13 protein-coding genes are annotated in these 11,783 nt (G+C 53.7%); 1 reads left to right on the top strand and 12 read right to left on the bottom strand.

The annotated features are described in order from the left end of the window. Position 1 precedes the first annotated feature (1 nt). From LPB67_RS11310 to LPB67_RS11275, 8 genes are all read right to left on the bottom strand, one after another. Positions 2–340 carry an ATP synthase subunit I gene (locus tag LPB67_RS11310; RefSeq protein ID WP_262837288.1) on the bottom strand — a complete coding sequence of 113 codons (339 nt, stop codon included), beginning with the start codon at positions 338–340 and terminating at the stop codon, positions 2–4. Between the two features lie 168 nt (positions 341–508). Beyond that, a complete protein-coding gene (locus LPB67_RS11305) occupies positions 509–1,051 on the bottom strand; it encodes an RBBP9/YdeN family alpha/beta hydrolase (RefSeq protein WP_262837287.1) in 543 nt (180 codons plus the stop codon). 11 nt (positions 1,052–1,062) lie between these two features. Continuing rightward, positions 1,063–1,956 carry a ParB/RepB/Spo0J family partition protein gene (locus tag LPB67_RS11300; protein ID WP_262837285.1) on the bottom strand — a complete coding sequence of 298 codons (894 nt, stop codon included), beginning with the start codon at positions 1,954–1,956 and terminating at the stop codon, positions 1,063–1,065. Further along, positions 1,956–2,747, bottom strand: coding sequence for a ParA family protein (locus LPB67_RS11295; protein WP_262837284.1), 792 nt, complete (start codon positions 2,745–2,747; stop codon positions 1,956–1,958). Before LPB67_RS11295 ends, LPB67_RS11300 begins: the two co-directional genes overlap by 1 nt. A gap of 39 nt (positions 2,748–2,786) precedes the next feature. Next, positions 2,787–3,437: a 16S rRNA (guanine(527)-N(7))-methyltransferase RsmG gene (gene rsmG, locus LPB67_RS11290; RefSeq protein WP_262837283.1), complete on the bottom strand. Its 651-nt coding sequence runs from the start codon at positions 3,435–3,437 to the stop codon at positions 2,787–2,789. Next, positions 3,434–5,377 (bottom strand): tRNA uridine-5-carboxymethylaminomethyl(34) synthesis enzyme MnmG, encoded by a 1,944-nt coding sequence (gene mnmG / locus LPB67_RS11285; protein WP_262837282.1) that lies wholly within the window; start codon positions 5,375–5,377, stop codon positions 3,434–3,436. Before mnmG ends, rsmG begins: the two co-directional genes overlap by 4 nt. Positions 5,378–5,530: 153 nt before the next feature. Then, positions 5,531–6,382 (bottom strand): hypothetical protein, encoded by an 852-nt coding sequence (locus LPB67_RS11280; protein WP_262837281.1) that lies wholly within the window; start codon positions 6,380–6,382, stop codon positions 5,531–5,533. A gap of 39 nt (positions 6,383–6,421) precedes the next feature. Further along, the gene (locus tag LPB67_RS11275; RefSeq protein ID WP_262837279.1) at positions 6,422–7,183 is read right to left on the bottom strand and encodes a sulfite exporter TauE/SafE family protein; all 762 of its coding nucleotides are present in this window, start codon (positions 7,181–7,183) and stop codon (positions 6,422–6,424) included. A 131-nt stretch (positions 7,184–7,314) separates the two neighbouring features. Here LPB67_RS11275 and LPB67_RS11270 point away from each other — a divergent pair, with 131 nt between their 5' ends. Beyond that, the gene (locus LPB67_RS11270; protein WP_262837278.1) at positions 7,315–8,472 is read left to right on the top strand and encodes an iron-containing alcohol dehydrogenase; all 1,158 of its coding nucleotides are present in this window, start codon (positions 7,315–7,317) and stop codon (positions 8,470–8,472) included. A gap of 163 nt (positions 8,473–8,635) precedes the next feature. Here LPB67_RS11270 and LPB67_RS11265 read toward each other — a convergent pair whose 3' ends face one another. From LPB67_RS11265 to LPB67_RS11250, 4 genes are all read right to left on the bottom strand, one after another. Continuing rightward, positions 8,636–8,956, bottom strand: a complete 321-nt coding sequence (locus LPB67_RS11265; protein WP_262837277.1) for an AzlD domain-containing protein — start codon at positions 8,954–8,956, stop codon at positions 8,636–8,638. Beyond that, positions 8,953–9,690: an AzlC family ABC transporter permease gene (locus LPB67_RS11260; RefSeq protein ID WP_262837276.1), complete on the bottom strand. Its 738-nt coding sequence runs from the start codon at positions 9,688–9,690 to the stop codon at positions 8,953–8,955. The genes LPB67_RS11265 and LPB67_RS11260 overlap by 4 nt, the downstream gene beginning before the upstream one ends. Positions 9,691–9,833: 143 nt before the next feature. Next, entirely contained in the window at positions 9,834–10,814 is a 981-nt protein-coding gene (locus tag LPB67_RS11255; RefSeq protein WP_262837275.1) for a branched-chain amino acid ABC transporter permease, read from the bottom strand. A gap of 11 nt (positions 10,815–10,825) precedes the next feature. Further along, the gene (locus LPB67_RS11250) at positions 10,826–11,710 is read right to left on the bottom strand and encodes a branched-chain amino acid ABC transporter permease (protein ID WP_262837274.1); all 885 of its coding nucleotides are present in this window, start codon (positions 11,708–11,710) and stop codon (positions 10,826–10,828) included. Positions 11,711–11,783: the final 73 nt, after the last annotated feature.

Genomic DNA, 11,783 nt, shown 5'->3' with positions numbered 1-11,783 from the left:
ATCAATGCCTAAAGAGTAAGATGAAATAACTTTTCAAGACCAGGATGAAGGCAGCGACGAACGCCAGCCAGTTCACATCGTGGTACAAGTAAACAGTTGCCGCCATAAGCGCAACTGTCGACGCAATTTTGACAAATTCACCGATGAAGAATGTCATCGGATTCGCGCCTCCGGGCTTTTTGGCACTGGCATAAAGCCGTGCAGCAAACAAAGCATTGGGAACTGCGCAACACAAGCCGCCTAATAATGCGGATATTCCGGAGGAAGTGCCAGCGATTAACGCTGCCAACACAGCAACCACAATCGTTGCCAGTAGTTGCAGCAAGACGATACGCGCCATGCTATTTCCTCTTTATTTTGCCGATGGTTACTTGGTCATAATTAAAAAACCATCATCTGTTCCGGCTGACGCAAATGCGCGCCAACCAAAACCACGGAATTATACGTGGTAGTGCGTCTCATCGTCAAACGTTTGATGCGACGCATCAAAATGAGACATGCCGGCTTTTCAGGGCTTGCCAAGCAACCCGGCAAGCCAATGCTGGCCTTGCTCCCAGCCGCCCAGACCGGAGTCGCCGTTGATATGTCCTTTTGCACCAATACAGTGAAATTCAGCACCCCATGACGATGCCCATTCCCTGCTAACTGCCAGATCGCACCAGGGATCGTTGTCGGATGCGACCACTAAGGTATTGATGCCTAAACGCGTTTTTGGCATTGGCGCAAAGCTTTTTGCCGGAAATTCCGCACGCTCCACATCCGGCGGTGCAACTAACAGCGCCGCCTTAATTTTGTCTTTGTGTTCAACGCCCGGCATTCCCAGACTGAGCCACCAGGCAGCCAGAGCGCAGCCCAGGCTATGGGCCACCAGCACCGCCGAGCCATCGACCTGATTCACCGCCTCGCTCAAAGCGGCCAGCCAGGCATGCCGCTCCGGCTGATCCCAGTCTTGCTGCTGGACTCGTAAAGCCTGCGGATATTTTTTCTCCCATAGACTTTGCCAATGAGACGGACCTGAATTGTTCAAGCCCGGAAGCAACAGAATATTCATCGTTAAAAACCTTATTGACCGCGAATTTTTAAAATAATACCGTCCAGACTATCCAGATCCGCAAAATCGATGCTCATTTGCCCCCGGCCTTTGCTGCCCATTTTCAGGGTCACCTGGGTAGCAAGCAAGTCTGACAACTCTTCTTCCAGACGCGTGATATCGCGCGACTTCTCTGCCTTGTCGCGTGTTTTAGCCGGTGCGCTCAGCTCCGCCGTGCTGCGGGTGACCAGTTTTTCGGCCTCTCTCACCGACATACGCTTGGCAACCACCTGATTCGCGAGTTGTATCTGTGTGGCCGCATCCGTTGCCAGCAAGGCCCGCGCATGTCCCATATCGATGTCGCCGGCCATCAACATCGTTTGTACCGGCTTGGCCAAATTCAACAGGCGCAGCAAATTAGAGACGGCGCTGCGCGAGCGCCCTACTGCATTGGCAGCCTGCTCATGGGTAAAACTGAAATCGGTAATCAGGCGGTGTATGCCCTGTGCCTCTTCCAGCGGATTCAGGTCTTCGCGTTGAATGTTCTCAATCAAGGCCATTGCGGCAGCGGTCTGGTCATCCACATCTTTGACCAGCACCGGCACCTGCTCCAGGCCCGCCATTTGCGAGGCCCGGTAACGGCGCTCACCGGCAATGATTTCATAGCGGGTAATGCCGTTAGTCTGGCCGATTGGCCGTACCAGAATCGGCTGCATCAAGCCTTGCGCCTTGATCGAACTGGCCAGCTCGGCCAGGGCGCCCTCGTCCATGCGCGTTCTCGGCTGGTACTTGCCGGCCTGCATCTGATTGACAGGCAGACTGCTGGGCGCTCCGGCTATCGTGGGAGCCGCCTCGCTAAAATCGCCCGCGCCATCGAACAGAGCGTCCAGCCCGCGTCCCAAACCTTTTTGCTTTTTCGTTGCCATTACTTTGTATCCGACTTGGTTTCTAACAATTTAATTCTTTCGACCATCTCTGCGCCAAAGGCGATATAGGCTTGAGCGCCTTTCGAGGATGGGTCAAATACGACACCCGGGATGCCATACGACGGCGCCTCGGCCAGCCTGACATTGCGCGGGATCACGGTCTTGAATACCTTGTCGCCAAAATGTTGCTCGAGCTGATCAGAAACCTGCTGCGACAAGGTCATGCGCGGATCAAACATCACGCGCAACAGACCGACGATTTTCAGGTCGGGATTCAAATTCACCGAGACCTTTTTGATCGTGTTCGCCAGATCGGACAGTCCCTCCAATGCGTAGTATTCGCACTGCATAGGAATAATCACGCCATGCGCAGCGCACAATCCATTCAAAGTCAGCATCGATAAAGCCGGTGGACAATCGATCAAAATGAAATCGTAGTCAGTGCTTACTTTTGCCAATGCATCGCGCAGGCGCTTGTCTCTATTTTCCAGCTCGACCATTTCAACTTCCGCACCGGCTAACTCACGGTTCGCGGGCAGTACATCGAATTGACCGGCTTCCGAGCGCTGGCGTGCGCTGGCGACGTCCGACATGCCCAGCAGCACTTCGTAAATCGATGCGGTCAGTTTCGCCTTATTGATCCCGGCACCCATGGTGGCATTGCCCTGCGGATCCAGGTCCACCAGCAAGACGCGCTGATCGAGTTTGGCGAGTCCTGCAGCAAGATTCACGGTCGTGGTGGTTTTACCCACACCGCCTTTTTGATTTGCGACACAAAAAATTTTGGCCATAGTTACTTTAAGTAAGCTTCCGGGAGAAAAAATCAAAACTCAGACATGCGTTCTTTGAATAAAAACCAGGTGCCGCTCCGCCGCCATGCCAGGAACGGATAAAGGCTGCAATGCTTGTACCTGCCAGCCTTGCGGCAGCCGTTCAATCTCTTGATCGGGCGAGACGCCTTTCATGGCGATGTAGATACCGCCATCCGCCAGCAGATGCTCAGACCAGTTAATAAAATTATGTAATTCTGAAAAAGCACGCGAGGTAATCACGTCGAACTTGTCGACGACTTGCAAGGATTCAACGTGATTGGTATAGACTGTGACATTTCTCAGGCCCAATTCGGTTTTGGCCTGATTCAGAAAAGCGGTCTTTTTGCTGACCGTATCGATCATGGAGATACGGATATCCGGATACGCTATGGCCAGGATCATACCCGGCAAACCGCCGCCGGCACCAACGTCGAGGACGTTACGGGCATTTTTAAAAGCCGGGGCAGCGGACAAAGAATCCAGCACATGCTGCCTGACCATTTCCCTGGGATCACGAATAGATGTCAGATTATAAACACTATTCCACTTGGACAACAATGCCAGATAAGCAATCATCTGGTCAAGCTGTGCATCACGTAGTGTGAGGGGTAATGCCTGAACACCTTCTGCTAATAAAGCTCTCAATGCAACTGCATCAAATCCGCTCATACGTCCTCGCCTGCAACCGTCAGTTCTGGGGCAGACGCGAATCCTTTAAAGCCGCGTTTTTTCAAATGTACCAAGAGCAGTGAAATTGCAGCCGGCGTCACACCGGAAATACGGCCACACTGGCCCAAGGTTTCCGGCTGGTGCTGATTGAGTTTTTGCTTGACCTCGATAGAGAGGCCGCTGACTTCAAGATAATCAAACCCGGCCGGCATCTTTAAATTTTCGAAATGCGCATGACGCTCGACTTCTTTTGCCTGCCTGTCGATATAGCCGGAATATTTGACCTGGATTTCGACCTGTTCTTTGACCGCCTCATCCGTCACGCCCGGACCAGCCAAAGCCTGCCCTTCACTGCCTTGCATACTCATGAGATTTTCGTAAGTCACGTGCGGACGACGCAACAAGTCAGCCAAGGAGTATTCACGCTCCAGCGCTTTACCGACAATCCGCTCCGCCTCGGCATCGGCCAGGATGCGTGGATTGACCCAGGTCGAACGTAGTCTTTCCATTTCACGTGAAACAGCCTCGCGTTTTTTCTCGAACATCTGCCACTGCGCATCGCTGACACAACCAAGCTGGCGACCGATTTCAGTCAAGCGCATATCGGCATTGTCCTCACGCAAACTCAGACGGAATTCGGCACGGCTGGTGAACATACGATACGGCTCTTGCACGCCTTTGGTAATCAAGTCATCAACCAATACACCGAGATAAGCTTCATCGCGACGCGGCACCCATGCATCACGGCCTTGCGTCATCAAGGCGGCATTCAGTCCGGCCAGCATGCCCTGCGCTGCGGCTTCTTCGTAACCGGTAGTGCCGTTGATTTGCCCGGCGAAAAACAAGCCCTGAATTTGCCGCGTCTCTAATGAGGTCTTTAAACCGCGCGGATCAAAATAGTCGTATTCAATGGCATAACCCGGGCGCAAAATATAAGCGTTTTCCATGCCGCGCATAGACCGCACCAGATCCAGCTGGACATCGAATGGCAAGCTGGTTGAAATTCCGTTGGGATAAAATTCGTTGGTCGTCAGGCCTTCCGGCTCCAGGAATATCTGGTGCGATTCTTTGCTGGCGAAGCGATGAATCTTGTCTTCGATCGAAGGACAATAACGTGGTCCCACACCCTCAATCACCCCGGTGTACATAGGACTACGATCGAGACCGCCGCGAATAATGTCGTGGGTACGTTCATTGGTATGCGTAATCCAGCATGGCAACTGACGCGGATGCATCGCCACATTGCCCATGACCGAGAACACAGGAATCGGATCCAGATCGCCCGGCTGTTCCTGCATCACTGAAAAATCGATGCTACGCCCATCAATACGGGGTGGCGTACCGGTCTTCAAACGGCCTTGCGGCAAGGCTAATTCTTTTAATCTTGTGGATAATGAGACAGCCGGCGGGTCGCCAGCACGGCCAGCCGCATAGTTATTCAAGCCAACGTGAATTTTTCCATCCAGGAAAGTCCCCGCAGTCAGCACCACCGAGCGGCTACGGAAGCGAATCCCCACCTGCGTCACAGCCCCGACCACCCGGTCACCTTCCACCAGCAAGTCATCCACCGCCTGCTGGAATAGCCAGAGATTGGGCTGATTCTCCAGGCGACTGCGTATCGCCTGCTTATACAAAATCCGGTCGGCCTGTGCGCGGGTGGCGCGCACCGCCGGACCTTTGGATGAATTCAAAATACGAAACTGGATACCGGCCTCGTCCGTGGCAATTGCCATCGCACCGCCCATGGCATCCACTTCTTTTACCAGATGCCCTTTTCCTATGCCGCCGATCGATGGATTGCAGGACATTTGACCCAAGGTCTCGATGTTATGGGTCAACAATAGGGTTTTTTGCCCCATGCGGGCGGAGGCCAAAGCCGCCTCGGTCCCAGCATGACCGCCGCCAACCACAATGACATCGAATTCTTTTGGATAATACATAGGAAATATCTGCTTTTTTGGATTTCTCAGGGAGGCACGATTATAGAGGTTTTTTGCTTAAATTCTTCGCCGATCAACAATTTCAATCAAATCGGGCATTGAATGTTCCACGTGAAACATGTAATTTAATTCCGGCGATTGCATCAATCCATTTTATTTCAGTAGTCTCACCAAAGTCGGCATTAAGGCAAGACATACGCCAAGCAGCATTAGTAGCAAAGAATAACGGTGATCCAGATAATCGCTCAGAGACACCCTCTTCTTTTCTTGCATTTGCTCCGGCGGCTTGGGTTCGGGGAATTTCTGTATGACTCGCGGCGCTTCTTTTGCCGGCGACGCCGGCAATTTCGCCTCCTCCGCTACTTTGCCTGGCGACCCGGCAATAGATTTGACAGCTTCTTCTGGTGCTACAACGGGCCCTTCGGGCGCAGACAAAGGCAGATAATAGTCTACCTCAGTGTATCGAGTCGCCGGCTCAGGTTCAGGCTCAAGCGCAGCTTCGTCTCTTGCTGATATTTTTTCCTGAGCGGCAATTACCGGCTCGCCTAAGCCGTCAAGCGCACTTTCTGCCAGATCGGGGGATGATGGGTCAGGCTCACCGGACTTCAGCTCCGCTGCCTGATCCACCGACAACACCCCCTCGGCTGGCAAGTCAATATCGCCAAATTCTTCTTCAGGCTGAAAAGAGATGACCGACACGGGATCGGAATCTTCCTGGCGCAGGAAGCGATCCATCGCCTCGGCCTCGACAATATCAGGCACCTGATTATCCAAGGGGAACATCACCTCATACAGCAGACCTTTCTCGGACAAGCTGCGCAAGGTCCGGTCAAATCGTTCCTTTACCAGACTTTTTAATTTAACTCTCAGCTCTGCATAGGAACTGACGCCGTCAGCAATAATCAGTACCAGGCGCTCGCTTTGGGTCAAGCCATGCTGTTTATTTTGAATTTCTGCCTTGCCCAAATCCGTACGCTGAAATATGACTGCATCTGAATATGCCACGTCCGTCCCTTTTCTCATTGTTTCACGTGAAACAATTCCTTATCGAATAAAGCCATCGTAAGTTGTTTTACAAATCAGCGCCAGCACGACCAGTAAGAACATCTTTCTGACAAATCCGCTGCCATATTGAATGGCCATCCGACTGCCAGACAACGATCCTAACACTCCGCAAACCGCCATGGCTAAACCTGTTTGCCAAATAATATGTCCGCTGTAACCAAACCACAACAAAGCCGCAGCATTGCAAGCAACATTGATTATTTTGGCCACCGCCGACGCGCTGAGGAAGTCATAGCCAAACAAGCGCACAAACAAAAACATCAAAAAACTACCCGTGCCAGGACCAAAAAATCCGTCATAAAAACCGATGCCGCCACCCACCAGCATCGCCATCCAGCGCTCTTTGTCGGCAGTAAAAAGCGGCGTGTGGGAAGTCCCGAAATCCTTTTTCTTGAAGGTATACAGCGCTACCGCAACCAGGATAAACGGCAAGGCTTTACGTAAGTAAGTAGGCGGCAGATGGGTTACCGTGAATGCGCCGGCAAACGACAGGATGAACGCCACCAATGCCGCAGGCAAGACCATGGCCCATCGCACCCTGACGATTTTCACATAATTACGTGCCGCAACCGTGGTGCCCCAGATGCCTGCGAGCTTGCTGGTTCCCAATAAAGTCGCCGGGGCCACATTCGGCAATGCCACAAACAAGGCGGGGAGTTGTATCAAGCCGCCGCCACCGACCACTGCATCAACTAATCCGGCGAAAAAAGCTGCACAAGCAAGCAATAAGATATCTGTCATTTTTATTGGTAATTACACAAAGCGTTGCGCCTGGCAGCAAATAGGTGACTAGTGCATACGCAACCATGTTCCGGCAAAGCCACAGCATAACAAGTCTTGCTACAATAAGATTCAAGAGGAGAAGCCTGACCATGAATAATTTTGATTTCCGTACCGTCCCCCATCTGATCAGCCAGATTGGCGCCGCCAAGCAATTGGGCGATATCGTCACCCAGCATTATCCCGGGGTAAAGCGGGTATTGATAGTCACAGATGGCGGCTTTTTAAAGACCGGTCTGATTGCCCCGGCGATTGCCAATCTTGAACGGTGCGGTCTGCATGTCAGCGTATTCTCCGAGGTCATCGCGGATCCGCCGGAAGCGGTCGTGCATCAAGCCGTCGGCAATGCCGAAAAACTGCAGGTTGAATTGGTGATCGGCTTTGGCGGCGGCAGCTCTATGGATGTGGCCAAGCTGATTGCCGTACTCACGGGCAGCACTCAGGCGCTCAGCAGCATGTACGGCATCGGCAATGTCAAAGGTCAGCGCCTGCCATTGATCCAGATCCCGACCACGGCCGGCACCGGCTCTGAAGTCACGCCGATATCCATCGTGACCACCGGCGCCACCACAAAGATGGGCGTGGTCGCGCCACAACTGTATGCCGACATCGCGATTCTGGATGCCGAACTCACCATCGGCCTGCCTGCCAAAGTCACTGCCGCGACCGGCATCGATGCGATGGTGCATGCGATTGAAGCCTATACCACCAAACACAAGAAGAATCCCCTATCCGATATGCTGGCGCGCCAGGCCTTGACTTTGCTTTGGGGCAATATCGATGAAGCCTGCAGCAACGGCGCCAATCTTGCCGCACGACAAGCCATGTTGCTCGGAGCCATGCTGGCCGGGCAATGCTTTGCGAATGCGCCTTGCGCCGCCGTGCATGCGCTGGCTTACCCGATCGGCGGCATCTTCCATGTACCGCATGGTTTATCCAACTCATTGGTCTTGCCGCATGTCTTGCGCTTCAACGCACCCAGCGCCGCCGGGCAATATGCTGAGTTGGCCAGCATCATCGCACCGAGCGCCCAAGGCAGCGCCGAAGCCCGCAGCACGGCCTTGATCACCGCGATGGAAGCACTGGCGCAGCGGGTTGGTATCGAAACCCAACTCAGGCAAGTCGGCATCGCTGAAAAGGATTTAGACCAATTGGCAAGCGACGCCATGCTGCAGACCCGGCTGCTGGGGAATAACCCGAGAGAAGTAACGCGGGACGATGCCAGAGCGATTTACGCGGCGGCTTTATAGATATTCAAACGAGTTATAGCTGGCAGGATTTATCCGGAAATAAGTGCGGAGACGCTAAGTAAGCTCAGTAAAAGTAGGCTTTCTTTGCACTCTGTTCCTCCGGGATCGGCACTTTTCCCGATGTCAGCGCTGTAATTGCGACAGGCGCTGATTGATAGTCACATTACGTCAACCACAACTGCCAGCTAAAAAATACCAGTAAGCCGATGAAAATCGTCGGTAGCTGGCGACGGGTCGCCACGCACACCGCTACGGCAGCAAGCGCGCCGATCAGTTGTGGATTACGCCAATGCATCTCCAGGCCCTGCCCGTGCGGCGACAGCACCATCGGTACGATAATCGCCGTGAGTACCGTGACCGGGACAAAACTCAGGGCTTTTTTCAGTATGGGGGGAAACACCAGCCTGTCTCCCATCACAAAAATGATCGCTTTGATGAGGCAGGTAATCACCGCCATACCGATGATGGTCAAGGTGATATTCATAGCTTCTCCGTGCCGGTATTTTTATCGCTGATTTTGCTAGCGTACAGATGGGCTGACAACAAACCGATGACAACGCCAATGGCAATCGCGACCAGCAAACCCAGTTTATACGGCAAATCTTGCAGCAGGTAGGCAACCGTACCCGCAGCAAGCGCCGCTATGAGATGCGGTAGCAGTACCAGTTGCGGAACAATGATCGCAATAAACGTCGCCACCATCGCAAAGTCCAGGCCCAGCGTTTGCAATTGCGGAAAAATCGCACCGAACAGCAAACCGACCAAGGTCCAGCATTGCCAATTGCCGTACATCGCCAGGCCCGAACCCAGAAAATACCAATGACCCAATTGCGTATCCGGATGTTCGCGGTAATAACGATCCACCACCGCAAAAGTTTCATCCGTCAGCAAGCAACCCAACAACCAGCGCCAGCGCTGCGGCAGATGACGCACATGCGGCAACAGCGTTGCGGCATACAACATGTGCCGCAAGTTGACGATAAAGGTCGCCAGCCAGATCACCAGCAAGCCGGTATGACTGGCGATCAAACCAACGGCAATGAACTGACTGGATCCGGCAAACACGCTGAGCGACATCAATTGCCCTTGCCAGGCATGCATCTGCGCGGTCGCCACCAGCGCACCGAAAATAATGCCGAACGGTGCCGCGCCAAGCAGCATCGGCAAGGTATCGCGTATGCCAGCAATAAAACTGGTGAAAGGGGTGGGATGTGGCATGAGAAATTTCTTTTTTGGTGGGATCAGAATCTTAAACTTTTAGCGCCTGCCACGCTGGCCAGTTGACTGTGGAGCACATCAGCGCCAGACAAAAAAGCCCCGAACGGTGCCGGGGCTTTTGAACGCATTGCATCGCAATCAGTTTAACTGGTTTTAGCCTTACCGGAACGCGCCAGCCAGGCCCCCAGCTCGCCGACGATCCCCTTACGAAACGCCAGTACGCAGACGATAAAAATCAGGCCGGTCACGATGGTCACGGAATCGCCCAGAGTACGGAACCAGTCAACCGAAGTCAGATCCGCCAGCAGATTGCCGAGGTCGCCGAGCTTGTTTTCTAGAGCGATGATGATGATAGCGCCAACGATAGGGCCCGCCAGGGTGCCTAAACCGCCCACCAGTGTCATCAGGACGACCAGGCCGGACATCGTCCAGTGCACGTCGGTCAGCGTCTCAAAACCGAGCACCAAGGTCTTGGTCGCGCCGGCCAGGCCTGCCAGTGCGGCCGACAGCACGAAGGCCAGCAATTTGTATTTATCGACGTCGTAACCGAGCGAGATCGCGCGCGGTTCGTTTTCTTTGACCGCTTTCAAGACCTGGCCGAACGGCGAATGAATCGTGCGCACCACCAGTGCGAAACCGGCAATCGCAATCGCCAGCACCACATAATACAAAGTCAGGTCGGAACTCAGATCCAGGCTGCCGAGCAGCTTACCGCGCGGCACCCCTTGCAAGCCGTCTTCGCCCCCCGTGAACTTCGCTTGCAGGAACACGAAATACAGCATCTGCGCCAACGCCAGCGTGATCATGGTGAAGTAAATCCCCTGCCGGCGGATCGCCAGCAGGCCCATCACCAGGCCGATCAAGGCCGCCGCCGCTACGCCTGACAAAATACCCAGCTCCATCGGCAGGCCCGCATCGCGGATGAGCCAGCCGGCGACATAACCGGCACCGCCGAAAAAAGCCGCATGACCAAACGACAGCAAACCGGTAAAACCAATCAGCAAGTTAAACGCGCAGGCAAACAGGGCGAAGCACAGCAGCTTCATCAGGAACACCGGGTAGATCAATAACGGCGCTGCCAGCAGAACGGCCAACGCGATGCCGTAGCCAATTTTTTTATTCATAGGAGCTCCGATTATTTTTCTTTGCCGAACAGACCGGCAGGCCGGATCATCAAGACGATCGCCATCACGATGAACACCACCGTGGCCGACAGTTCAGGATAAAACACGCGGGTCAGGCCTTCGATAATCCCCAGACCCAGACCGGTCAGGATGGAACCCAGGATCGAGCCCATGCCGCCGATCACCACCACCGCAAATACCGTGATAATCAGGTTCGATCCCATCAGGGGCGACACTTGTATCACCGGTGCCGCCAGCACCCCTGCAAAGGCCGCTAACGCCACGCCAAAGCCATAAGTCAGGGTCACCATCAGCGGCACATTGACGCCGAAGGCTTCGACCAATTTGGGGTTCTCGGTACCGGCCCGCAGATACGCGCCGAGCTTGGTTTTTTCGATCACGAACCAGGTCGCGAAACAGACTATCAGCGATGCGGCCACCACCCAGGCACGATAGTTAGGCAGGATCATAAAACCCAGGTTGGTCGCGCCCGTCAAGGCATCCGGTACCGAGTAGGGTTGACCCGAGACGCCGTAGAAAGAACGGAACACACCTTCCAGCAATAAGGTCAGACCAAAGGTCAGCAACAGACCATACAGATGATCGAGTTTATACAACCAGCGCAACATGGTTTTTTCGATGACGATGCCGAAGATTCCGACCAGCAGCGGCGCCGCGACCAGCATGACCCAGTAATTGATACCGAAGTAATTCATGCCCATCCATGCCAGGAAAGCGCCCATCATGTACAGCGCACCATGCGCAAAGTTGATCACATTCAGCAGGCCGAAAATGACCGCCAGTCCGAGTGACAACATGGCATAAAAAGAGCCATTAACCAATCCCAGCAGTAACTGGCTGAGCATCGCTTGAAGCGGGATACCAAATATTTCCATGGCACTCTAAAGAAAAATACCTCGGGCAACCGGGATAGATAGCTGAATCAAAGACCTGATCTGAGCAAGTCGT

This window comes from Undibacterium sp. Jales W-56, assembly GCF_025548535.1.
Lineage (GTDB): Bacteria > Pseudomonadota > Gammaproteobacteria > Burkholderiales > Burkholderiaceae_D > Undibacterium.
Note: the sequence above shows the minus strand (reverse complement) of the source record. Positions and strands in the feature narration are given on the sequence as shown.